The 23,751-nt window shown below is 38.6% G+C and carries 22 protein-coding genes; 14 read left to right on the top strand and 8 right to left on the bottom strand.

The annotated features are described in order from the left end of the window. Positions 1 to 78: 78 nt before the first annotated feature. The 4 genes from E6H07_03575 (at position 79) to E6H07_03560 (ending at position 3,040) form a co-directional block, all read left to right on the top strand. The gene (locus E6H07_03575; protein ID TMI65011.1) at positions 79 to 447 is read left to right on the top strand and encodes a hypothetical protein; all 369 of its coding nucleotides are present in this window, start codon (positions 79 to 81) and stop codon (positions 445 to 447) included. Between the two features lie 102 nt (positions 448 to 549). Beyond that, a complete protein-coding gene (locus E6H07_03570; GenBank protein ID TMI65010.1) occupies positions 550 to 1,206 on the top strand; it encodes a carbonic anhydrase in 657 nt (218 codons plus the stop codon). A 49-nt stretch (positions 1,207 to 1,255) separates the two neighbouring features. Beyond that, positions 1,256 to 2,836 (top strand): SulP family inorganic anion transporter, encoded by a 1,581-nt coding sequence (locus E6H07_03565; GenBank protein ID TMI65009.1) that lies wholly within the window; start codon positions 1,256 to 1,258, stop codon positions 2,834 to 2,836. 18 nt (positions 2,837 to 2,854) lie between these two features. Next, the gene (locus tag E6H07_03560; GenBank protein TMI65008.1) at positions 2,855 to 3,040 is read left to right on the top strand and encodes a hypothetical protein; all 186 of its coding nucleotides are present in this window, start codon (positions 2,855 to 2,857) and stop codon (positions 3,038 to 3,040) included. A gap of 49 nt (positions 3,041 to 3,089) precedes the next feature. Here E6H07_03560 and sulP read toward each other — a convergent pair whose 3' ends face one another. The 3 genes from sulP to E6H07_03545 form a co-directional block, all read right to left on the bottom strand. After that, positions 3,090 to 4,751, bottom strand: coding sequence for a sulfate permease (sulP, locus tag E6H07_03555; protein ID TMI65007.1), 1,662 nt, complete (start codon positions 4,749 to 4,751; stop codon positions 3,090 to 3,092). Between the two features lie 115 nt (positions 4,752 to 4,866). Next, positions 4,867 to 5,118 (bottom strand): hypothetical protein, encoded by a 252-nt coding sequence (locus tag E6H07_03550; protein TMI65006.1) that lies wholly within the window; start codon positions 5,116 to 5,118, stop codon positions 4,867 to 4,869. A 9-nt stretch (positions 5,119 to 5,127) separates the two neighbouring features. After that, on the bottom strand, positions 5,128 to 6,600 hold the full coding sequence (locus E6H07_03545) for an MHS family MFS transporter (protein TMI66455.1): 1,473 nt from the start codon (positions 6,598 to 6,600) through the stop codon (positions 5,128 to 5,130). A 178-nt stretch (positions 6,601 to 6,778) separates the two neighbouring features. On the opposite strand from E6H07_03545, the gene acs reads away from it, so the two are divergent. Both acs and E6H07_03535 read left to right on the top strand, forming a co-directional pair. Next, entirely contained in the window at positions 6,779 to 8,722 is a 1,944-nt protein-coding gene (gene acs / locus E6H07_03540) for an acetate--CoA ligase (GenBank protein TMI65005.1), read from the top strand. Between the two features lie 270 nt (positions 8,723 to 8,992). Continuing rightward, positions 8,993 to 9,970, top strand: coding sequence for a lysophospholipase (locus tag E6H07_03535; protein TMI65004.1), 978 nt, complete (start codon positions 8,993 to 8,995; stop codon positions 9,968 to 9,970). 128 nt (positions 9,971 to 10,098) lie between these two features. On the opposite strand, the gene E6H07_03530 is transcribed toward E6H07_03535, so the two are convergent. The 5 genes from E6H07_03530 to E6H07_03510 form a co-directional block, all read right to left on the bottom strand. Next, the gene (locus E6H07_03530; GenBank protein TMI65003.1) at positions 10,099 to 10,665 is read right to left on the bottom strand and encodes a L,D-transpeptidase; all 567 of its coding nucleotides are present in this window, start codon (positions 10,663 to 10,665) and stop codon (positions 10,099 to 10,101) included. Positions 10,666 to 10,923: 258 nt separating this feature from the next. Beyond that, positions 10,924 to 11,787, bottom strand: a complete 864-nt coding sequence (locus E6H07_03525) for a PorT family protein (protein TMI65002.1) — start codon at positions 11,785 to 11,787, stop codon at positions 10,924 to 10,926. Between the two features lie 20 nt (positions 11,788 to 11,807). Further along, complete coding sequence (locus E6H07_03520; protein ID TMI65001.1) at positions 11,808 to 12,893, bottom strand: hypothetical protein; 1,086 nt, start codon at positions 12,891 to 12,893, stop codon at positions 11,808 to 11,810. Positions 12,894 to 12,899: 6 nt separating this feature from the next. Beyond that, positions 12,900 to 13,385, bottom strand: coding sequence for an RNA polymerase sigma factor (locus E6H07_03515; GenBank protein ID TMI65000.1), 486 nt, complete (start codon positions 13,383 to 13,385; stop codon positions 12,900 to 12,902). A 149-nt stretch (positions 13,386 to 13,534) separates the two neighbouring features. Beyond that, positions 13,535 to 13,738, bottom strand: a complete 204-nt coding sequence (locus E6H07_03510) for a hypothetical protein (GenBank protein TMI64999.1) — start codon at positions 13,736 to 13,738, stop codon at positions 13,535 to 13,537. 325 nt (positions 13,739 to 14,063) lie between these two features. Between E6H07_03510 and kbl the strand changes: the two genes are divergently transcribed. The 8 genes from kbl to E6H07_03470 all read left to right on the top strand — a co-directional run bounded on the left by kbl (position 14,064) and on the right by E6H07_03470 (position 23,743). Next, positions 14,064 to 15,251: a glycine C-acetyltransferase gene (kbl, locus tag E6H07_03505; GenBank protein TMI64998.1), complete on the top strand. Its 1,188-nt coding sequence runs from the start codon at positions 14,064 to 14,066 to the stop codon at positions 15,249 to 15,251. A 527-nt stretch (positions 15,252 to 15,778) separates the two neighbouring features. Beyond that, positions 15,779 to 16,621 carry a class D beta-lactamase gene (locus E6H07_03500; GenBank protein ID TMI64997.1) on the top strand — a complete coding sequence of 281 codons (843 nt, stop codon included), beginning with the start codon at positions 15,779 to 15,781 and terminating at the stop codon, positions 16,619 to 16,621. A 48-nt stretch (positions 16,622 to 16,669) separates the two neighbouring features. Next, on the top strand, positions 16,670 to 17,671 hold the full coding sequence (locus E6H07_03495; protein TMI64996.1) for a VWA domain-containing protein: 1,002 nt from the start codon (positions 16,670 to 16,672) through the stop codon (positions 17,669 to 17,671). Then, a complete protein-coding gene (locus tag E6H07_03490; GenBank protein TMI64995.1) occupies positions 17,668 to 18,294 on the top strand; it encodes a tetratricopeptide repeat protein in 627 nt (208 codons plus the stop codon). Before E6H07_03495 ends, E6H07_03490 begins: the two co-directional genes overlap by 4 nt. A 177-nt stretch (positions 18,295 to 18,471) precedes the next feature. Continuing rightward, positions 18,472 to 20,466 (top strand): (E)-4-hydroxy-3-methylbut-2-enyl-diphosphate synthase, encoded by a 1,995-nt coding sequence (ispG, locus tag E6H07_03485; GenBank protein ID TMI64994.1) that lies wholly within the window; start codon positions 18,472 to 18,474, stop codon positions 20,464 to 20,466. A gap of 15 nt (positions 20,467 to 20,481) precedes the next feature. Continuing rightward, positions 20,482 to 21,168 carry a lysoplasmalogenase gene (locus E6H07_03480; GenBank protein TMI64993.1) on the top strand — a complete coding sequence of 229 codons (687 nt, stop codon included), beginning with the start codon at positions 20,482 to 20,484 and terminating at the stop codon, positions 21,166 to 21,168. 10 nt (positions 21,169 to 21,178) lie between these two features. Then, entirely contained in the window at positions 21,179 to 22,792 is a 1,614-nt protein-coding gene (gene nadB, locus E6H07_03475) for an L-aspartate oxidase (protein ID TMI64992.1), read from the top strand. Between the two features lie 72 nt (positions 22,793 to 22,864). Beyond that, positions 22,865 to 23,743, top strand: coding sequence for a lysophospholipid acyltransferase family protein (locus tag E6H07_03470; protein TMI64991.1), 879 nt, complete (start codon positions 22,865 to 22,867; stop codon positions 23,741 to 23,743). Positions 23,744 to 23,751: the final 8 nt, after the last annotated feature.

Here is a 23,751-nt window from a genome sequence, read left to right as displayed (position 1 = left end):
TTTCCGGAAACCGTATAAGTATATTGGTAAGAGGCTTGGATAGAAAATCATTATGCACTATTTTGCAGCACTATTACAATGAAAACAGTAAGAACAACATATAGCCGGGCAAATGTGGTTTCGTCCATATTTATGATGATTGCCCTGTTATGGCTTACTGTCAGCACGCCTTTCGTGTATGCATGCCAGCAAGAGTTAGCGGATACCCACAAAGCAGCTAAAACCAGTGACAATCTCCCGGTTGATGAAGAAGAATCAAATCCTCTCGGAAATTCTACTGAAGAAAAAACTCCTGGCGGTGTTTCTCTTTCTGAGGAATACCTGCACGATCATCATTCATCTGATTATTACTTTCTTGTTGCATCACAGTTCCACAAATTTGATGATGCTGGTATTTATATTGCTTTCCACGGTGAAATGCTTGTACCACCTCCCAACGTTGCCTGATTTATCTCTCCTTTATTGTTAGAGGCTTTTCACTAAGCCTGTATTACTTATTTACAGCAATATCATTATTGCTGAAGGCAATCATCTAAAAATTATATATCAATGAGAAAGCATTCAAAAGAATACTTACAAAATATTACACCCTACCAGGGCTATGAGCTGCTGGTAGAAGGTAATAAGCGGTTTATTAATAATCTTCAATCCGATCATGCTCATCTTGAAATGATCAATGAAACACGGGAAGGACAGTATCCTTTTGCTGTTATATTAAGCTGCATGGATTCCCGCACTTCAACAGAACTCATTTTTGACCAGGGGCTGGGTGATATTTTCAGCATACGCGTAGCAGGCAATATTGTAAACAACGACATACTTGCCAGTATTGAATATGCAACAAAATATATCGGTTCAAAAGTTTTGATGGTACTCGGCCACACCGAATGCGGCGCCATCAAAAGTGCAAAAGCCGGTGTGACAGACGGACATATTACTGCTTTACTTAACCGTATTCAACCTTCTATTGCAAAAGCGATGCTCAAGGAAGAAGAGTATCATCTCTTCAGCGATAATGCAGCTTATGCAAATGTAGAAAACAGCCTCGAAGAGATATTAATACGTAGTGAGATCGTGAAGAACATGTTTAAGAGGGGAGAAATTGGAATTGTTGGTGGTGTTTACAATATCGACACAGGCCAGGTTGATTTCTTTAAAAATTTAACCAAAAGGAAAAGCGAACCGAAACAATTAGCAAATACATAAACGGAACAACAGGAGAAAACAGATTTAAAACAAATTAATTACCGATAGCATGAAATTGAATAGGCAATATTTTAAAACAGATCTTTTATCAGGCATGGTAGTGTTTTTAGTAGCATTGCCGCTTTGTTTGGGAATAGCAGTTGCCAGCGGTGCAGATCCTTTTGCTGGAATTATAACTGGAATCATTGGTGGTATAATTGTAGGTTATTTAAGCAGTTCCAATGTGAGTGTGTCTGGTCCTGCAGCAGGGTTGATTGTAATTATTTATACGGCAATAACAAGCCTAGGATTTGAGAACTTCCTGCTGGCTGTTTTGTTGGCTGGGGTATTTCAACTGGTTTTAGGACTTTTAAAAGCAGGAACTATTTCCAGTTATTTTCCTTCCGGAGTTATTGAAGGTATGCTGACAGCAATCGGTATAATTATTATTAAAAAAGAATTGCCCCATGCAATTGGTTATGATAAAGAACATGAAGGTGATTTTTTTTCCTATGAACTGATGGATGCTGCTGATAAGGGCTTCTTTGGTGAGATCATTCACTCGTTCAACTTTGCACATACTGGTGCAATCATAGTAACCATTGTTTCTATTATTATACTGGTGGTATTTAATAAAATTGCTTTTTTGAAAAAAATAAAAGCACTGCCCGGAGCATTGGTAGTAGTTATAGTCGGTATCCTCATTAATGAATTATTTAAAATGTCAAGCCCATCATTAGCAATCGTCGGTGAACATTTAGTGCAGCTGCCAGTGGCGTCTTCAGCCAGTGAATTTTTTGGTCAGTTCAATTTTCCTAATTTCTCAGCATTTGCAAACCCTGCTGTATGGGTAACTGCTGCAACGATTGCAGCAGTTGCAAGTGTAGAAACATTACTGTGTTTAGAAGCTGGTGATAAGATGGATCCGATGAAAAGATATTCCAGTGCCAACACAGAGTTGAAAGCACAAGGGATTGGAAATATTTTAGCTGGATTGATGGGTGGTATTCCTATGACATCAGTAATTGTAAGAACATCTGCCAACGTAAATGCAGGAGCAAAAACAAAACTATCAGCAATAGCCCATGGTTTGTTCCTGCTCGTGGCAGTTATTCTCATTCCAGGCTTGCTTAACAAAATGCCGATGGCTTGTTTAGCGGCTATTTTAATAATGATTGGATTGAAGTTGGCCAGTCCCAAAGTATTTAAACATATGTGGAATGCGGGTAAATACCAGTTCATTCCTTTTATCGTAACAGTAATTGCAGTTGTTGCAACGGATTTGCTGAAAGGAGTTGGTATCGGGTTGATAGTAAGCATCCTTTTTATTCTAAAAGGAAACATGAAGATGGCGTACTTCTTTAAAAAAGAAGAACACCATGAAGGCGAAACAATTCATATAGACCTTGCGCAGGAAGTTTCTTTTCTTAATAAAGCAGCAGTAAAACAAACATTGGCACATTTACCTAATAACAGCAAAGTGATAATTGATGCAGCCGGCACGGTATATATAGATTATGATGTACTGGTGCTGATAAGGGATTTTGTAAACTTCGGTTCAAGGGATAAGAATATTTCTGTCCGGCTACTGAATTTTAAACCGGCTTACAAAATGCAGGATGCTGTTCACGTACATTCTGAAAAAGACTAATAACTATAATTTGAAAAAATGGATACAATATTAAAACCTAAGCCTTTATCTAAACATGTTAATGGAAAAGCGTCTCATCATTTCGATGAGGCGCATACCATTCATGAGCTGAAACACTTTTTACCATCACAGCAGTCGCTGAAAGATTTTATTCCGCTATCCGAATCTTCCTGCGTATTTATCTTGGCCCACATAAAAAATTAAACCACCCCGTTGCTTTCAGGAGTTCGTAAAAGAAAGTTCAACGCGGTAATTAATGCAAGTCTTGTATTACGATTTTGCTTCTTTCCAGTGCTTCTGAAAAACTGGCTGTAACATTTGCTTTACCAATTGCAAATAATAACCGGGATTTTTTCAACTCTTCTATTACCTGGTTGCTGTGTACTTCTGATAATATTAATTTGGTGCCCCGGTGTTTTGTCTCTTTATATACTTCTTCTATTGTTTTAATACCGGTTGCATCGATAATGGGTACCCGCCTCATGCGAATGATAAGTACTTTCGGAGGCCTCTCTATAAACTTCATAGCATCCTTAAACTTATGTGCAGCGCCAAAAAACAAAGGACCGGTTATTTCAAATACTTCTACACCTAAGGGAATGGAATAAGCACTTAATCCTTCTTTATCTTTTCCTTCCTCTGAATCATCTATATCTTTTGTGAGAATACTTACATCACTGAATTTTATCATCTTTCTCATGAACAGGAATACCGCCAACACCATACCTATTTCAATAGCCACAGTAAGATCAACAAAAACGGTAAGAAAAAAAGTTGTGAGTAAAACTGCTACGTCACTTCTCGGACCTTTCAATACAGATATAAAACTTTCCCATTCACTCATATTATACGCTACTACTACTAAAATACCTGCCAGTGTTGCCATTGGAATTAAAGCAGCCCATTTACCAAAAAACAACATGATGAGTAATAATGTAATTGCATGCACCATTCCCGCAATGGGTGTCCTTCCTCCATTCTTTACATTGGTAACAGTACGGGCAATGGCGCCTGTAGCAGGTATGCCGCCAAATAAGGCAGAAAAAATATTTGCAGTGCCCTGGCCGATCAGTTCCATATTTGATTTATGATTCCCCCCGATCATACCATCAGCCACTACTGCAGAAAGCAAAGATTCAATACCACATAACAAGGCAATGGTAAAAGCAGGCTGTATTAAATTTTTAACTGTCGCAAAATCAAGATGTGGAATAACAGGTGATGGAAGCGATGAAGGGATACTGCCAAATTTACTTCCGATTGTTTCAACCGGCAGGTTGAGCAACTGCATTGCTGCAGTAGTAAGTAAAATGGCAATTAATGAACCAGGAATTTTATGCGTGATCTTTGGCCATAAAAAAACAATGGCAACTGTTGCTGCAGCAATAATAAAGGCATAAAGATTTGCTGTATGGAAATGTTTGAAATAGTCGAACCACTTATCGTAGAAATCAGCAGGTACGGCTCCCATCTGCAATCCCAAAAAATCTTTTACCTGCGAAGAAAAAATTATAAGAGCTATACCGCTGGTAAAACCAATAATTAAAGGATGAGGAATAAATTTTATTACAGAACCTAACCGTGCAAACCCCATTATGATAAGCATAATGCCTGCCATGAAAGTGGCAATAATTAATCCGTTTACACCATGTACTTGTACAATTCCATAAACGATAACGATGAAAGCACCGGTGGGTCCGCCGATCTGCACACGGCTGCCACCCATTGCAGAAATGATAAAGCCGGCAATAACGGCTGTGTATAATCCTTTTTCCGGCGAAACGCCTGAAGCAATGGCAAAAGCAATAGCCAGTGGTAATGCAACAATACCAACGATCAATCCGGCCATCAGGTCTTTCGGAAATTGATGACGGTTGTAATTTTTTAAAGTATCAAACAACTTAGGTTTAAACATTGCAGACGAAAATAGATTACAGGCACAAACTGGTTTATGATTTTCTTCAACGTGTTAAATGACCCGAGTAAATTATCTTTACAAGCTAATCTCTTCTCAGCAGTTTTCAGGTGGACTAATCTTCTACTTCCTTTGAACTTTTCGGTAAATGATGGTATTCATTATTCATGGCGTAGAACCCAAAGATCATAAGGCCAAGTGCAATTGGTGAAAAAATAGCAATAATGATTGCCCAGATAACAGGATTATTGATGTCCTTTTTACCAGCTGGATCTATATTGAGAACAGCTCCATAAATAAGAAAAAAGATCAAAGCAGGTCCAAGAAGGAACCATACGAATCCGAGATATTTTTTAACTGCATTCATAAAAAAAATTTAGTCAGTTACGTCATTATCAATTTTATTCGTCAGGTAGATTGTTCCGATAATAAAACATAAAGCAGCTACACCGATCGGGTACCATAAACCAATTAATGGATCTTTTGTAAAAGTAGTTGTAAGCAATAAACCAATAAACGGAACTAACCCCCCAAACACACCATTACCGATATGATAAGGCAGGCTCATACTTGTATATCTTATTTTAGTCGGGAACATTTCAACTAAAAATGCGGCGATAGGGCCGTAGACCATGGTGACATACAGAATGAGAATAAAAACAAGGCCAATGAATTTCCAGTAAACTATACTGCCAACCTTAACATTTATAAATTTTATAGCTGATGTTTTAAATCCGGTGTTCAAATGAAGAGTATCTGACTTCGACTTTGTAAATCTCCATCCATCTGGTAATGTTAAACTTTGAGAAGAAGTAATTATAGAATCATTTTTACTTTTTATAAATTCTGCATTATGTATTTCTTTTCCCTCTTCAATTATACCATAAGACATAATCATGTCATCATTAATTTTGCTGTCTTCCAAAAAAGTATTGAATATTGGTCTGTAAGTCAATAAAGCCAGTAACATTCCCGCCATCATTATCCATTTTCTACCAATCTTATCACTCAACCAACCCCAAAAAACAAATAATGGAGTAGCAAATAAAATAGCCCAAAGCATAATTGTTCTGCTTTGTTCAAATTCAATATTGCATTTTGTTTCTAAAAAATTCTGCGCATAAAACTGGCCGGTGTACCAGATAACGCCTTGTCCCATCACAGCACCAAATAATGCCAGCAATACCATTTTAAAATTTCCTTTATGAGAAAAACTTTCTTTCAATGGATTCACTGAAACCTTTCCTTCGCTTTTCAATTTGGAAAACATCGGGCTTTCTTTCATCTTCAGCCGGATATAAATTGAAACGATCACCAGCAGGATAGAGATCCAGAACGGATAACGCCAGCCGCCCCATTCTGCATTAAATGCACTGTCACTCATGTTTAATTTTACCAGCATGATTATTCCGAGTGCAACAAACAAACCGATCGTTGCTGTGGTTTGTATCCATGAAGTGTAGAAGCCTCTTTTTCCTGCAGGGGCATGTTCTGCAACATAAGTAGCGGCGCCACCATATTCGCCACCAAGTGCAAGTCCTTGTATCAATCTCAACAACAAAACCAATAATGGAGCAGCAATGCCTATAGATTTATACCCGGGAACTAAACCAATTAAAAATGTAGAGCCACCCATCAGCACCAGCGTAAGAAGGAAAGTATATTTTCTTCCGATCAGATCGCCAAGGCGGCCAAAGACCAACGCCCCAAACGGACGGACGATAAAGCCAGCAGCGAAAATTGCCAGTGTGCTGAGTAAGGCTGCAGTAGAATTTCCTTCAGGAAAAAATTGGACAGATATAGTTTTAGCAAGCATCCCGAAAATATAAAAGTCGTACCACTCGATCATGGTGCCGACAGAAGATGCAGCTATTACTTTCCAGATGCCGCGGGGCTCATTACTCATAGCAGGAAAAATATCGTTGGTTATAAAACTGAAATTTACAATAGTTTGAATAGAAACAAGGAATCAGACGGGTTTTCATTTATAAAAATTAAATTTACCCGCCGCTTAAAACAGTAAACATATGAATGGTGCTTATCCATACCAGATCCAGTCATTCGAAGAATATGAAATGGCTTATCGTGTAAGTGTGAACCAGCCGGAAGAATTCTGGGCTTCAGTTGCCAAAAATTTTAAATGGAGAAAAACATGGGACAAAGTTCTTGAATGGAATTTCAAGGAACCAAATGTAAAATGGTTCCAGGGAGCCAAACTAAACATCACTGAGAATTGCATTGACCGACATTTGGAAACGATGGGAGAAAAGCCGGCATTTATTTGGGAACCCAATCATCCCGATGACAGGGTTAGAGTTGTTACTTATAATCGTCTTCATAAAAGAGTTTGCCAGGTAGCACAGATGTTGAAAAATAACGGCGTGAAAAAAGGTGACCGTGTTTGTATCTATATGGGCATGGTGCCTGAGTTGGTATATGCAATTCTTGGCTGTGCAAGGATCGGTGCTATACATAGTGTCATCTTTGGCGGTTTTAGTGCACAAAGCATTGCAGACAGATTGTATGATGCGCAAGCTGAATTCATCATTACATGCGATGGTGCTTATCGCGGCGGAAAAGCTATTCCATTGAAAACCGTAATTGATGATGCACTGATCGGCAACCGGACAATAAAAAAAGTTATTGTTTATACAAGAACAAGAACTCCGGTAAGTATGATAAAAGGAAGAGACTTATGGTGGGAAGATGAAATGGATATTGCAGAGGAACAAGTAGAAAAGAATGGTATAGTTTCTTTTCCTGCAGAAGAAATGGATGCAGAAGATCCGCTATTCATTTTATATACAAGTGGTAGTACGGGTAAACCAAAAGGCGTTGTGCATAGCAGTGCCGGTTATATGCTTTGGACAACTTACACATTTGTAAATATTTTTCAATACAAACCCGGACAAATTCATTTTTGCACAGCTGATATCGGGTGGATCACAGGTCATAGTTATATTATTTATGGGCCTCTAAGTGCCGGCGCTACTTCAGTTATGTTTGAAGGTATTCCGACTTATCCCGATGCAGGAAGATTCTGGGATATTGTAGATAAGCATAAAGTAAATATTCTTTATACTGCGCCAACTGCAATTCGCAGTTTGATGGGTTTTGGTTTAGAGCCGCTGAAAGGAAAAGATCTTTCATCGTTAAAAGTACTGGGTACTGTTGGCGAACCTATCAACGAGGAAGCATGGCATTGGTATGATGAAAATATAGGTAAGAAGAAATGCCCGATCGTTGATACCTGGTGGCAAACTGAAACCGGGGGTTGTTTAATTTCAAATCTTGCAGGTATTACACCAGCAAAACCAAGTTGGGCTACATTGCCTATGCCAGGTGTGCAACCTGTGCTGGTAGATGAAAATGGTAAGGAAGTAATAGAGAAGGATGAACACGGATTACTAAGCGGAAATTTATGCATCAAAGCTCCATGGCCTGGTATTATTCGTACTACTTATGGAGATCATGAACGTTGCCGCCAGAATTATTTTGCCACATATGAAAATTTATACTTTACTGGTGATGGCGCATTGAAAGATGACAATGGCTTTTACAGAATAACCGGAAGGGTAGATGATGTATTAAATGTAAGTGGTCATCGTATTGGCACAGCAGAAATTGAGAATGCACTTAATATGCATGCCGGCGTAGTGGAAAGTGCTGTTGTAGGTTACCCGCATGACATCAAAGGCCAGGGAGTTTATGCTTATATAATTTATAATGGCCATCATGGTGATGAAGAATTGCGAAGACAAGATATTCTGCAAACGGTAACAAGAGTGATTGGTCCAATCGCCAAACCGGATAAAATTCAGTTTGTATCAGGATTACCTAAAACGAGAAGCGGAAAGATCATGCGCCGCATCTTAAGAAAAATTGCTGAGGGAGAAATAGCTAACCTGGGCGACACGTCTGCTTTGTTAGATCCCAGTGTGGTTGAGGAGATAAAAAACGGCAAACTATAATTTTCGATTCAGGTCATATCAGAAAAATTATTTTATCATACTCTGTCTCCCCTCTCTACAGGAGAGGGGCAGGGGGTGAGGCTAAAAACTAAAGCAGCCGGGTCAGCTGCTTTAATGAGGTTTTTCTGAAAAGGGTTAGCAAAGAATATTTTTAATGCCGCAAAACTGAATTATTTTTTTTCATTCCAGCAAATAGTTTTTAAAAAATATCCACATTCGACCGCCGCATTACCGGTTGAAGGTTTATTTTAGCGGCTATTCAACAGTTAAATGAAAACAGGCGGTGCTAAAAAGAAATGGGTCTCTTATCTAAAGCTGGTATTTTGGATCTTACTTATCCAGTTTGTGCTGTTGAACGTCAGCACCTTTTTGCATGCAGGTAAATTGACAAAATTCTATGACCCCGCTGCGTTAAAAGACAAAACACCACCCAAAAACATTTTCAGTAAAACATGGCGTTTGTTCAGTGGCCCCCGGTATGCAAAACCTGTAATCACTTCAAAGCCTATTTATAATTACGAAACCGTAATACTGAAAACGACAGACGGTCTAAACATCGAAGCCTGGTATATACAAACCGACTCAGTAGTCAAAGGAACTGTTGTGTTATTTCATGGATTACTTAATTGTAAAAGCGATCTTATTAATGAAGCAAATGAATTCCGGTATATGGGTTATAATGTAATGCTTGTTGATTTCCGGGCACATGGCAATAGCGATGGATATACAACAACTATTGGCTACCGGGAATCGGAAGAAGTGAAGCTGGCTTATGACTGGCTGCAAAAAAAAGGGGAGCAACATGTCATTCTTTTCGGAACATCGATGGGCGCAGTAGCGATCATTAAAGCAATGGCTGAAAACGAAATGAATATTTCCGGCGTCGTATTGGAAATGCCCTTTGGCTCTTTGCACCAGCATATGAAAGCAAGGGCAAAAACACTGGGCTTTCCCAAACAGCCCTTTGGTGCATTTGTAACATTATGGACAGGCGTACGGAGGGGATTCAATGGTTTTAAATTGAACACTTACCAGAATGCTGAAAAAGTAAACTGCCCGGTTCTGTTTCAATGGGGAAATAACGACCACCTGGTGCCTAAGGCAGAAGCAGAAAATATTTACCAGCATATTGGTTCGAAGCAGAAAAAATTTGTTGTGTATGAAGGAGGTGTACATTCATCTTTACTGCAGCAAAACATAACACAATGGAGAATTGAAGTAGAAGGTTTCCTGAAGTCTTTAAAATAGGAAGAAGCTGTTTAGCCTGTTCAACTCACTCGTTTCAAAAACCAGCACATAAAAGATTGTCCGGGATGTTTTTTGTGATAGTTAATGTCATAAGTGGGAAACCACCAAACAGCTCCTAAAAGTTGAGATTATTTTTGAATAATAACTTTAGTACCGGATTTTACAAAACTGTAGATCTCTTCCACATCACTTCGCTTCATACTGATGCAGCCCATTGTCCAGTTTTTATAATTGTCTACTACAAAATCTTCATGAGGCCATGTACCATGAATGCCGATGCTGCCACCGATCCGTGCATTCGCCGGTATTTCACCGCTTTCCTTTCGCTGGTTAAACTTTTGCCTGCTTTCATCATTTGGATAATCAATTGCGAGGAAACGACTCCATTTATCATGCACACGTTTGGAAATAATTTTAAAACTGCCTTCCGGTGTTTTCTTATCACCTTCCACTTTTTTATCACCTTGATTATCGGTGCCGAATACCACCGGGTAAGTAGCGTACCAGCCTTGATTGTCATACACACTCAATGCATATTCTGATTTATCGATGATGATAGAGACGGAACCGATCGGTCCGGCCGCACCAGAACGAAATTTCAGATTACCCGTATGATTATATGTGCTGGTCCGTGTATGATTGCCAGGCAACATACTGCCGAGCAATACGGATGTGAGTACGAAGGCTGCTTTCATAGTTATTGTGTATTTAGTTGTTAGTATTTCCCAAACGTAAGGCCGTAACTTTTTATTATTATCCTATCAGTTGATTTAACGATGTGTTTACAAAATAAAAATAGAAGCTGGTTTTTACAACCGTATTTACCGGGTGAATATTACTCCGTGATATTGACAACAACATCCGTAATAAAAGTATTTGCAGTAAAAAAAAGAGGCTTGCATGGAATGCAAACCTCTTCAATGGTTAACTTTTGAATTTTTTAAAGCAAGGAATTAATCAAAGCTGCTTATGCGAATGCCTACTGTGTAAGGTGTTATATCCAATCCTCTTTTATACATACTTTCTGTAGCCAACGAACCATAAAATTTTATTTCGCCCAGGTTCAGTTCAGCGATATAAGAAATTTTAAACTCTCTTAGATCAAAATCATCTTTTGTTTTGTGCTTGCCTTCATCACTGGTGACGGTTTTATTGCGGCTGTTGTACAACCATCCTACGCTGGCCCCCAGGCTCAATCCAAATGGATCGTTACGGTTTGGTGTGAAATTGAAATTGAGCATCATCGGAATGGTAAGATAATCTGCGGCCAGTTTAGTTTTTTCATATGCACGGCCAACTGTATTATCCAGAATAACTATCGGCGGGTCGGGGATGGGAGCAGGGTTGCCATTATAGCGGACGTTTTGTTTGTAGCGATAATTGTTTAGTTCTAGTCCAAACCCGTATTTCAGGTTCACTGAATTCTTAATAAGCCTTAAGCGCTGCATAAAGAACCAGATGTTAACATTGACTGATTTGCCATTACGCAGGTTAAACCAGCTTTCATTGCTACCAGGAGCATATGCCTGTGCACCCGATGATGAATAGTTTGTTTGATCCTCATAATTAGCAGCGCCTATATCAATAATACCCCAATTGGTGCTTACGGGTGAGGATTTATAAGTTTTACGGTTATGGACTTTCGGGCTGTTGTCAATATCGCCATCTTTATAATCACCGGGTTTACGGATGATAACCATACCACCAACATGTATAGTGTCACCTTGTGGACTTTTAGCCGTGCTGTCGGTCTGGGCCGTAGTTGTCATAGTTGCGCATGCAATGATGCACATCATTAAAATTCTTTTCATGATCATTTCCTGTTTTAGAGAATTAATTATTTGAGTTTAACGGTGAAGGCTGCAATATGCAACTTGTCATCATCTGTAGTTGCTTTGATGCCGGTGTTCATTTCAAATACCCGAGTGATTTTCCGGAACAAGCCACGGGATTTTTTGTTTTGACCACCTTCTTCATCCGGATCTATTGTTCTCGGATAGTCGTCTATTTGCGAACCTTCTGTACTATTGTACGAAGAAGCTTTCAGTTTTGTTACATCGACTGAGGCAATGTATGAGTCCTTAACATTATTTTGTTTATCTACTGGGGAGCTAGCAAAATCTTTATTAGATGATTTGATAGAGGGATTGCTTTCTGTACCAGGTAAATTATCAGATGATGTTTTTTGATTGTTATTTGCAATCATATCTTTCTTTTCATTCGGAATTATAACTGGGACTGATTTACTGTCAGCTTTTTGCTTATCACCATTCTTTGCAGCGCTGTTTTGCGTATTCAAATCCTCAGTATCATCTTTCTTGCTGTTATCTGCAGGTGCAGGAGCTTCAGATTCTTCATTAACATTGCTACTTTTTGCAACATCTTTTGTTTGTGTAGCAGAATTTTTCTGATCCCTACCTTGAGCGATTGAATCAGTTTTTCCAGGTTTATTAAGAACAGTTACAGCAGTAATTGAAACAGCCAACAAAATAACAGCCGCTGCTGCCCACCTTACCCATGTCATTCTCACTACTTTTCTTTCTGTACTGCGGTAAAGAACAGATTTGTTTTCAAAAACAATATTTGTTTCAGGTTGCAGTTTTGTTTTGCGGTATAATTCAAGTTCATTTTGTAAAAAAGGAGTAGCGTTAACCAGTTTTTCAAATCCTGATTTTTCTGCAGCAGGCATTTCATTATCTATATAAAAGATCAATGATTCATCATACCGGTGCAGTTCTTCCTTATTTTCAAAACCAACAAATGCATCTGGTAATAAAACTGTGCTGAGATAAGTATCCAGTTCGTCTTTCAGGTCAGGGTTAAGATTGGCAAATTCTTCCACCATGCGGCGATCATCGCTGCTGAGTTCATTATCCGCATACAGGATAAAATACTCTTCGTAATTATGGCGGTTAATTTTCATTCTTTGTTATATCACGTTTTCAAGTTTCACTAAATAATTTTTCAATTGTACCCTTGCCCTGTGCAAATACACTTTTACCTGGCTTTCATTCAATCCTGTTATTTTCCCTATTTCTTCGTAGCTGTATCCTTCATAATCTTTCAGCATCACCAGCGAACGTTGGGTCTCACTCAATCTTGCCAATGCTTCTTCCAATGTCTTCTTCAGGTTGTGCGCCGGCATATGCTGTACCCGGCTGTCATCGCTAAAATCTTCTTTCAGGCTTATGCGTTTCACTTTTCTTATATGATCGATCATCTGGTGGTAAGCCACGGTGAACAGGTATGATTTACATTTCGCATTGTCCACGTCCTCACGATTACGCCACATTTTTTCAAATGCGGTCTGCACAACATCCCTTGCATCTTCTTCATGCCTGAGATTTTTCAGGATGAAACGGTACACATTATCTGCATACTGGTTTACACATTCATTGTACTCTTTTTCAGTCATAAACAGCGAAAGCGATTTTTGGGATCTGTGTGGTAAAATTAGTTGTTAACTGGGTTACTGTCATCCTCGTAAACAAAATCCCTTTCAGTGTTACGTAAAAGGGATTTAAAAGTTACAATCCGGTTCAATTTTTCCGGTAATTTATTTTTTCAGGAGCCTGATGATGTAAAAAATTGGCTGGAAAGTGACTCCCAAAGCATACCGCCGGGGGCTTCTCCTTTCTTCTTCTCACAGCATTTCTCCGTTGATTCTGTGCAAGTTGAGTTCGTTTTATTGCCTGTTCTAAAAGCGAATAAAAGGCCAGAGCCTATAATAAGTGCTGTTGCTACTAAAATGATGTTTTTCTTCTTCATGAGCCTTGATTTTTGCCCGAACAGGGTTGGTTAATGGTTTTTAATCAGTTTCGAAAAATATGACGACCGGTCTGAATATTTTGTTACAACAAATCTAAAGTATCTGTTGGCGTCGTGCAATCAGTTTTTGGCGTGACGTGCCTTTTTGACGACGAAATGCGGAAAACCCGGTGTGAATTGTAAAACCCAGTCAGCAATTTTTGACCAGAAGTCAGAAAATTATAACTGTACAAGTTCTGCCAATATCATAATATCTCAATATCCAGTATCCGGCATCCAGCAACCAGTATCCTTCCTTTATATTTGTCGCCAAATATTGACAGTTATGAATGAGAATCTTGTAAAACGAATTGCAGCAGAAGTTGAGGAAATTAAAGCTTCGGGTTTGTATAAAACAGAACGAATAATAACCAGTCCACAAGGGGCAGAAATAACAGTAAATGGGAAAACGGTACTGAATTTTTGTGCTAATAATTATCTTGGCTTGTCATCACATCCGAAAGTGATTGCAGCAGCGCAGAAGGCCATTGATTCACATGGCTATGGTATGAGCAGCGTCCGGTTTATCTGCGGTACGCAGGATATTCATAAGACATTAGAAAAAAAGCTGTCTGAGTTTTTGGGAACGGAGGATACTATTTTATATGCCGCAGCATTTGATGCTAATGGTGGTGTATTTGAACCATTGCTGGGTGAGGAGGATGCGATCATTTCTGATGCATTAAACCATGCTTCAATAATTGATGGGGTTCGCTTATGTAAAGCTCAGCGCTACCGCTATGAGCACAATAATATGGCTGATCTTGAAATGAAACTGGCAGAAACACAGAAACTTCGCAACCGTATTATTGTTACAGATGGCAGTTTTAGTATGGATGGAACTATCGCACAATTAGATAAGATCTGCGATCTCGCAGATAAATATGATGCAATAGTAATGATCGATGAATGTCATTCATCAGGATTTTTAGGTAAAACAGGAAGGGGTACTCATGAATACCGTGGCGTGATGGGAAGAATAGATATTATTACCGGCACATTGGGAAAAGCATTAGGTGGCGCAAGTGGCGGATTTACTTCCGGACGTAAAGAAATAATAGATATGCTAAGACAGAAATCAAGGCCGTATCTTTTTTCAAATACATTGGCGCCATCTATTACAGGCGCATCTATTGCTGTACTCGAAATGCTTACTCAAACTACAGAGTTGAGAGATAAGCTTGAGTTCAACACAAAATATTTCCGCACCAAAATGACTGAAGCAGGTTTTGACATAAAACCCGGCGAGCATCCAATCGTTCCTATCATGCTTTATGATGCAGTACTTGCACAAAATTTTGCTGCTAAATTATTAGATGAAGGAATTTATGTTATTGGATTCTTCTTTCCTGTAGTAGCAAAAGGACAGGCAAGAATAAGAGTGCAGTTAAGTGCTGCGCACGAACAAGCTCATCTTGATAAAGCTATTAAAGGGTTTACAAAAGTGGGAAAAGAGTTAGGAGTGCTTAAGTAAAATGCAAATAATGCCAATTAAGAACATTAATGCCGTTGTTGAAGAGTATAGTAAATCTCACATTCATAATATCATTTGACTTAAATGATTGAAGGCCATATTCGGACTTTTACGATTACCACTGCAATCATAAAAGTTTAAAAATTCTTTGATGATGATTATGAAAAACAAGATGCTGGCATTATTTTCGTTCTCTCATTGCATGATTCAACTCTACCAATTTCCCTTTTGAAATTACCACTTAACCCGATTGTTAACCCGAATTCGTATTTAATGAAAAAATTTTTTTTGTCCTTAGCCCTTGGAGCAGTGGTGGTAGCTATGTTGTCATCCTGTTCAGCCAGTAAAAGAGATTGTCAAGGTGTACGCCATTATAAAACTAAAAATGGGATTTATCTTTGAGCTTTATTTAAAACCTTGATCAATCCTCCGCATGCGGGGGATTTTTTTTTACCGGACAAGAACTTACCAGAAAGCAATTCTCCACAAAGAATAATGCCTGTACATTTGCCGGAAATTCAATTGTAATGAAGAGAACTGCTCAAAGGAACAGCCTGTTAATTTTATTTAGTGTTTTATTGTTCGTTTCCTGTAACCGGAGCAATGTAAAGGTTGACAATTCGCTTAAAAAGTATTTTGATGAAAATAATGTGACCGGGTGTTTTGCATCGCTTAACAACGGCACCGGAATTATTACTGTTTATAATCTTGCCCGCTACCGCGACAGTAATTATTTACCTGCTTCTACTTTTAAAATTGTTAACTCACTTATCGGTTTGCAAACTGGTAAAATAACAGATGATAGTATGATAATAAAATGGGATGGAGTTGAAAGGCCTGTTAAAGAATGGAATCAGGACTTAACCATGTATGATGCTTTCAGAGTTTCATCGGTGCCTTACTACCAGGAAGTAGCCCGTCGCATTGGAAAAGATAGTATGGAAAGATGGCTGGATGCAATTGGGTATGCAGCAGGAGTAAAAGATACTGCTTACAAAATAAGAACAGCTATTGATACTTTCTGGCTCGATAATTCTTTAAAAATTTCACCGGCTGAGCAACAGGGCCTCGTAAAAAAATTATACTTCCATCAACTTCCTTTTTTCAGTACCTACGAGGATATGGTAAAACGGGCCATGACCTGGGAGCAAAATACCAGCTATACGCTGGCCTATAAAACAGGTTGGGGCAAAACAGAAAATGGAAATCATCTTGGTTGGGTCGTTGGCTGGATAGAGGAAGATGGTCATCCTCATTTTTTTGTACTGAACCTGGAATCGTCTAATCCTGATTTTGATATGGTAACAGTACGTAAGAAAATGCTGATTGATATACTAAAAAGCCTGGGTTATTTAAGCGCTATGAAGTAGTCTGGTTTAATATTTGCCCTCTTACTGCAATTAATTTTAAAACTGGTTTTGAATTTCATCTTTCAACATAAAGAATTTGTTTGGCTGTTCGGAGCAATTGGCATATTTCTATTGCTGTTTGTCTTATTACTTGTATGGAAAAAACAAGTTAAAAAGAGAATCGGCGATAAAAATCTTGTTAACCATCTCATCCGGAACTTTTCTCCATTAAAATTCAAATTGAAATTTTTTTGTCTCACGGCAGCATTTGCCGCAGGAGTAATTGCTGTAATGAATCCACAAAAAGCAGGAGCGGATGAAAGCATTACAAGAAAAGGTATTGATGTTGTGATCGCATTGGATGTAAGTAAAAGCATGTTGGCACAGGATCTTCAGCCAAGTCGTCTTGAACGTGCAAAGCAATTGGTGCTTAATCTTATGAACCAAATGCCAAATGACCGGATCGGGTTAGTAATGTTTGCAGGCAAAGCTTATTTACAGATGCCGTTAACAACGGATCATAATGCAGCTAAGTTATTTGTTGCAGCAGCAGGACCTGGTTCGGTGCCACAACAAGGTACTGTACTTAGCGAAGCAATGCGGATGGGATCGATGGCATTTAACAACAAAGAAAAACGGTTTAAGTCGATTGTGCTTATCAGTGATGGTGAGGACCAGGATGCTGAGGCATTGAAGACAGCCGGTGAAATGGCTGAACAGGGAGTAATGATAAATACAATAGGTATTGGTTCACCTGAAGGAACAACTCTTATTGAACCTGTAACCGGTGAAACAAAAAAAGATGAAGCAGGAAATGTGGTTATATCAAAATTAAATGAGGAAGCACTCAGGCAGATCGCTATTGCTACCAATGGTGTTTATCATCGCCTGCAGGGAAGTGATGAGACAATTGCGATATTATTAAAGCAATTTTCGCAGATCGAAAAAAAATCGTTTGACGATAATTCATTGCTTGATTATAAAACTTTCTTTCAATGGTTTGCTGCTGCCATGTTTTTATTGCTACTGGCAGAATTTTTTATTCAGGAGATAAAAAGTAAATTAAGATGAAGCGATCTCTTTTTATAACAATAGTTTCTTGCATCCTATCTACTGCTGTGGCGCAGTTGGCAGATGATCATCTCCGGAAAGGGAATGAGTTTTATAAGCAGCAAAAATTTGAAGAAGCTGAAAAAGAATTTTCCGAAGCTCTTAAAAAAGAGCCATCCAATAAAACAGCTATCAACAATCTTGCGAGTGTGCAATACCGGTTGAAAAAAAATGAGGAAGCAAAAAAGGAATTTGAAAAACTAGCAACCGGCGACAATGATAATAACTCAAAAGCAACAGCCCGGTATAATATTGGCGCTGTTTTAAGCAAGGAAAAAAAACTGGAAGAAAGTATTGAGGCCTATAAAGAATCTCTCCGCTTAAATCCTGAAGATAAACAGGCAAGGGAAAATTTGCAGAAAGCATTGCTAGAGCTGAAAAAGAAAAAACAGCCAGAACAAAAAAAGGAAAACAAAAAGAAACAACAGCAACAACAAAACCAGCAGAAGCAGCCGCAATCAAAAATGAACCGTAAAGACGTAGAAAAGCAACTGCAGTTACTTCAGCAAAAAGAAAAGGAAGTAAAGCAGCGTATGCAAAGCGAAAAAGTGAAAGAAGCTGGCTCTAGCCCAAGGGACTGGTAGTTTTTGAATGTGCTGGTACATATGCAGATCGATCCAATCTGATCCCTAGTTATTTACCTCCTTAATTCAACAACTTTCCTTCAATCGAGTACATTTGCCGAACTTTGTTGCGTGGTTAATTTTCACCAATGTAGCGATCCGCATATTGGCTAATCAACAAATCCGCACATCGATTTTATGCAATATTACTGTGAGTCATTATCGGAATACAAAAGACTTAAAACAAGAGAGGTAAGGATCGGCGATCTGTTACTCGGTAATTATCATCCCATTCGTGTACAGACGATGACAACAACTGATACAATGGATACAATTGCAACAGTTGAACAGTCTATACGTTGTATTGAAGCCGGCTCGGAATTGGTTCGCATAACAGCCCCATCAAAAAATGAAGCTGAAAATTTACTGAACATCAAAAATGAACTGCATAAAAGAGGTTATCATACTCCTTTGGTAGCCGATATCCATTTTACACCTAACGCTGCAGAGATAGCAGCAAGAATAGTTGAGAAAGTAAGAGTGAACCCCGGTAATTATGTTGACAAGAAAAAATTTGAACTGATTGAATATTCTGATGCAGAATATGCAGAAGAAATAGATCGTATCCGGGAACGGTTTACTCCATTGGTAAAAATCTGTAAAGAGTATGGAACGGCTATGCGTATTGGCACTAATCATGGTTCACTAAGTGATAGAATTATGAGCCGCTTTGGTGATACATCTGCTGGTATGGTGGAAAGTGCAATGGAATTTTTAAGAATAGCAAGACTTGAAAGCTATCATAATATTGTACTGAGTATGAAAAGTAGCAACCCGCAGGTAATGGTGCATGCATACCGGTTGCTTGTAAAAACAATGTTTGATGAGTTTGGCGAATGTTATCCATTACATCTTGGCGTAACAGAAGCAGGCGATGGAGAAGATGGAAGAATTAAAAGCGCAATTGGTATTGGTACATTGCTAGAAGATGGCCTTGGAGATACTATTCGTGTTTCATTGACAGAAGACCCCGAACTGGAAATTCCGGTATGCAGAGATTTAGTGAAAAGATATACGGGTATAGAGTCGGTAAACAACAAGCAATCAAAACCAAAGATTTCCTACTCTCCTTTTGAATACAAGCGAAGAGAAACATTTTCGGTTAATAATATTGGTGGAAAGCAGGTACCTGTTGTAATTGCAGATCTAAGTAAAGTCAAAAAGATCACAACCGACACATTGCAAAGTATTGGGTATGCTTACGAGCCAGCGTTAGACAAGTGGAGTATCAGTGATTCTGCTGCTGATTATATTTTTACCGGTAATCAGTTAATAGATTTTGCATTGCCGGGAACATTGAGAGTAATCGTTTATCCAGACGCATGGATGCAGGCTGCTGATAAAACAAAATACTTCCCAATTTATGAGGACAGCGGGTATGTAGCAGCAGAAACAGTAAGTGAAGTGATGAATTTTGTGATGGTTGATTGCACAAAGGAAAATAGTATTTCAATTTACCTGGAGAAATTCGCCAATGATCCAACAGTTGTTCTTTGTTTTAGTAGTACAGAAAAAAATGCAATGCAGTCGGTACGAAATATGTATGCTGAATTGATGCAAAGCGAGATCCGCAACCCTGTTATTAATATTACTGATAGTAATTGGGAAACACCAGATGAACATCTTATTCATTTTGCGACTGAAACCGGCGGCTTGTTTTTAGAAGGAATGGGCGATGGAATTTGTTTGGGCATGACCGGGAAAAGCTATCAGCTTGTAACAAATAATTTTGAGCAATTAAATGCGAGCGGCCGAAACTATTCTACCAATACAAGTGCAGAACAATTTATTAATAATACAGCTTTCGGTATTTTACAAGCTACACGTACACGAATTTCAAAAACTGAATATATTAGTTGTCCAAGTTGCGGCCGAACTTTATTCGACCTGCAGGAAACAACAGCGAAAATTCGTTCCGTAACTAATCACCTGAAAGGAGTGAAGATCGCTATCATGGGTTGTATAGTGAATGGTCCAGGTGAAATGGCGGATGCTGATTTTGGTTATGTTGGTAGCGGGCCGGGTAAGATCACTTTGTATAGGGGAAAAGAAATTGTGAAACGAAATGTAAATAGTGAAGTGGCGGTGGATGAATTGATCAACCTGCTGAAAGAAAGTGGTGCATGGGTTTAACGTCAGATAAATAATATGGGTATGAACAGAACTTTATGGCTGGGTTTATTTTTTATCATAATGGCTGTTGATATTTTCGCTATTGCTACAGATAATAATGACTTACGCTGGTTTACAAAACCCTTAATTATCCCAATGTTAATCGGGTATTTGGTTTCATCATTTACAATCATAAAATTCTGGGAGTATAAATGGGTAATTGCTGCATTAGTATTTTCATGGGGTGGCGATGTACTACTGATGCTTGAACCCAGGGATAGCAATTTCTTTATATACGGGCTTGTTTTATTCCTGATTGCTCATGTCTGTTATATTTATTTTTTCCAGGTGATAAAACTGAAAGAAAAAATAAAAACCAGCTGGTTATTTGTGTTACCCGTGCTAGTTTATTATGCGTGGTTGATAACATTACTGTTTCCCTACCTTAAGGATTTAAAAATCCCTGTGATAGTTTATGGAGCTGTAATAAGTACTATGCTTGGATTTGCTTTACACATGCTCGCTATGAAAAACAAAAATGCAGCGATGAGTATGATGATCGGGGCCCTACTGTTTATTATTTCTGATTCAGTGCTGGCAATTAATAAATTTTATAAACCTTTTGAAGGAGCTGGTATCGTCATCATGTTAACGTATGCCTTTGCACAGTTCTTAATAGTTGCCGGAGTTATTAAATATATCAGGGCATCAATTGCTGACTAAATGGAATATTATGCAGAAAACAGATTTTTTGATTATCGGTTCAGGTATTGCGGGATTAACTTTTGCATTGAAGACTGCAAAACATTTTCCGGAAAAGAAAATTACAGTAATTACAAAAGCTGCGGCCGATGAAACAAATACAAAATATGCACAAGGTGGTATTGCAGTTGTAAACGATTTGGAAAATGATAGTTTTAAAAAACATATTGATGATACATTGATTGCCGGTGATGGGCTATGTAATAAAAACATAGTGGAAATAGTAGTGAAGGAGGGCCCTGAACGGGTAAATGAGATCATCGAATGGGGGGCAAGATTTGATAAAGAAGATGATGGTGACTATAAAAGAGGAAAAGAAGGGGGGCATTCAGAGTCACGTATTTTGCATCATAAGGATATTACCGGCTGGGAGATTGAAAGAGCATTGATCGCTGCAGTAAATAATCAATCAAATATTGAATTTATCAAGCATTGTTTTGTTGTTGATATCATTACACAACACCATTTGGGTTATCTTATTACAAAATCAACTCCGGATATTGAATGTTACGGAGTTTATGTTTTAAACTTACAGACGAATAAGATTGAAAAAATACTGGCTGATATAACAATGTTGGCTACAGGCGGTAATGGGCAAGTTTATCGTACCACTACTAATCCCGGTATTGCAACAGGTGATGGTATTGCAATGGTATACCGTGCAAAAGCTCGTATTGAAAATATGGAATTCATCCAGTTTCATCCGACAGCATTATATGAACCGGGAGTAAGAGGTCAGGCTTTTTTAATTACAGAGGCAGTTCGTGGTGATGGTGGCATTCTTCGCAATAAGGACGGTGAAGCATTTATGGAACGCTATGATGCAAGAAAAGACCTTGCGCCGAGAGATATTGTTGCAAGAGCAATCGATAGCGAAATGAAACGTACCGGTACAGAACATGTATATCTTGATTGCAGGCATTTTGATAAAGAAAAATTTACGGAGCATTTTCCTAATATTTATAAAAAATGCCTGAGTATAGGTATCGATGTGATGGAACTCATGATACCAGTAGCGCCGGCCGCACATTACAGTTGTGGTGGTATACAAACGGATGAGTGGGGGAGAACCAGCATTAATAAATTATATGCATGTGGTGAATGTGCAAGTACAGGTTTGCATGGAGCTAATCGTCTTGCAAGTAACTCATTGCTGGAGGCAGTTGTGTTTGCACATCGCTGCTATCTTGATGTGTTATCAAAGTTTGAAGAACAACAACATCCTGGTTCATCAAACACAAAAGTGCCAGACTGGAATGCAAGGGGAACTACAGAACCCAAAGAAATGATCCTGATAACACAAAGCCTCAAAGAATTGCAACTGGTAATGAGTGATTATGTAGGTATTGTTCGTAATGATGTTCGTCTGCAACGTGCCATGCGCCGGATTGATTTGCTATGGGAAGAAACAGAACAGTTATATCAAAATACATCCTTATCTCCTCAGTTACTTGAGCTGCGCAATATGATCACGGTAGGTTACCTGATTGTAAAAGGGGCGTCATTCCGTAAAGAAAGCCGTGGGTTGCATTACAACACTGATTACCCGGGCAAAAGTGATTTAGTGCAGAATATAGTTTTATAGCATTTCAGCCTGAAATTTTCGGTCAATCCCGGAATCCTCTACACTCACTACACATTCTTATCTTTGATGGCTATGTATTATATTGTTTACAGTCTGCTCTGGTTATTTTCTTTACTTCCTCTTCGCATACTTTATTTTATTGGCGACGGATTTTACCTGTTGATCTTTCATGTTTTTAAATACCGCCGTGATGTGGTGATAAAAAATCTGCAAATCGCTTTTCCTGAAAAAACGGAGGCCGAAAGAATTGTTATTGCAAAAAAATTTTACAGCAACATGGTAGATATGTTTATGGAGACTATTAAGATGGTCTCTGTATCAGACAAGTTTATTGCAAAACGGTTTACGGCTAACTGGGATGTAGTAAACGCAATTTACCCAACCGGCAAGAGTGTGCAGGTACACCTCGGACATAATTTTAACTGGGAATGGGGAAATAGGGTATTGGTGAAAAAAACAGCATTTAAATTACTGGCAGTTTATATGCCAATTGGCAATAAAATATTTGAAAAATTATTTTATAAGCTGCGAACAAAAACGGGTGCTATTTTTTTGAAGGCAACAACGATGAAGGAGGATTTTTTGCCTTATCGTAATGACCAATACTTACTGGGATTAATAGCCGACCAAAATCCCGGGTACCCGGGTAGTGCCTGGTGGTTTAATTTTTTTGGGCGGCCTACTCCTTTTGTAAAAGGACCCGCAAAAGGTGCTATAATTAATAATGCGACTGTTGTATTTGCTTTTATCCATAAGCCCAAACGGGGTTATTATGAAACCGTTTTTTCCCTTGTAGAAGAAAACCCCTCCAGCGCATCTGAGCAGGAGCTTACCCGAAAATTTGTTTTGTACCTGGAGGATATTATAAGACAATATCCTGATATGTGGCTCTGGAGTCATCGGCGCTGGAAACATGAATGGAAACCAGAGTATGGCGAAATACTGCAATAAAAGAGGCC

This window comes from Bacteroidota bacterium (assembly GCA_005882315.1).
GTDB lineage: Bacteria > Bacteroidota > Bacteroidia > Chitinophagales > Chitinophagaceae > VBAR01.
This window is presented reverse-complemented; position numbering and strand designations above follow the sequence as displayed.

Bases quoted from the DNA above. Each gene is read 5' to 3' on its own strand.
- E6H07_03575 (TMI65011.1), top strand. From the start codon at position 79: ATGAAAACAGTAAGAACAACATATAGCCGGGCAAATGTGGTTTCGTCC.
- E6H07_03570 (TMI65010.1), top strand. From the start codon at position 550: ATGAGAAAGCATTCAAAAGAATACTTACAAAATATTACACCCTACCAG.
- E6H07_03565 (TMI65009.1), top strand. From the start codon at position 1,256: ATGAAATTGAATAGGCAATATTTTAAAACAGATCTTTTATCAGGCATG.
- E6H07_03560 (TMI65008.1), top strand. From the start codon at position 2,855: ATGGATACAATATTAAAACCTAAGCCTTTATCTAAACATGTTAATGGA.
- sulP (TMI65007.1), bottom strand. From the start codon at position 4,751: ATGTTTAAACCTAAGTTGTTTGATACTTTAAAAAATTACAACCGTCAT.
- E6H07_03550 (TMI65006.1), bottom strand. From the start codon at position 5,118: ATGAATGCAGTTAAAAAATATCTCGGATTCGTATGGTTCCTTCTTGGA.
- E6H07_03545 (TMI66455.1), bottom strand. From the start codon at position 6,600: ATGATCGAGTGGTACGACTTTTATATTTTCGGGATGCTTGCTAAAACT.
- acs (TMI65005.1), top strand. From the start codon at position 6,779: ATGAATGGTGCTTATCCATACCAGATCCAGTCATTCGAAGAATATGAA.
- E6H07_03535 (TMI65004.1), top strand. From the start codon at position 8,993: ATGAAAACAGGCGGTGCTAAAAAGAAATGGGTCTCTTATCTAAAGCTG.
- E6H07_03530 (TMI65003.1), bottom strand. From the start codon at position 10,665: ATGAAAGCAGCCTTCGTACTCACATCCGTATTGCTCGGCAGTATGTTG.
- E6H07_03525 (TMI65002.1), bottom strand. From the start codon at position 11,787: ATGATCATGAAAAGAATTTTAATGATGTGCATCATTGCATGCGCAACT.
- E6H07_03520 (TMI65001.1), bottom strand. From the start codon at position 12,893: ATGAAAATTAACCGCCATAATTACGAAGAGTATTTTATCCTGTATGCG.
- E6H07_03515 (TMI65000.1), bottom strand. From the start codon at position 13,385: ATGACTGAAAAAGAGTACAATGAATGTGTAAACCAGTATGCAGATAAT.
- E6H07_03510 (TMI64999.1), bottom strand. From the start codon at position 13,738: ATGAAGAAGAAAAACATCATTTTAGTAGCAACAGCACTTATTATAGGC.
- kbl (TMI64998.1), top strand. From the start codon at position 14,064: ATGAATGAGAATCTTGTAAAACGAATTGCAGCAGAAGTTGAGGAAATT.
- E6H07_03500 (TMI64997.1), top strand. From the start codon at position 15,779: ATGAAGAGAACTGCTCAAAGGAACAGCCTGTTAATTTTATTTAGTGTT.
- E6H07_03490 (TMI64995.1), top strand. From the start codon at position 17,668: ATGAAGCGATCTCTTTTTATAACAATAGTTTCTTGCATCCTATCTACT.
- ispG (TMI64994.1), top strand. From the start codon at position 18,472: ATGCAATATTACTGTGAGTCATTATCGGAATACAAAAGACTTAAAACA.
- E6H07_03480 (TMI64993.1), top strand. From the start codon at position 20,482: ATGGGTATGAACAGAACTTTATGGCTGGGTTTATTTTTTATCATAATG.
- nadB (TMI64992.1), top strand. From the start codon at position 21,179: ATGCAGAAAACAGATTTTTTGATTATCGGTTCAGGTATTGCGGGATTA.
- E6H07_03470 (TMI64991.1), top strand. From the start codon at position 22,865: ATGTATTATATTGTTTACAGTCTGCTCTGGTTATTTTCTTTACTTCCT.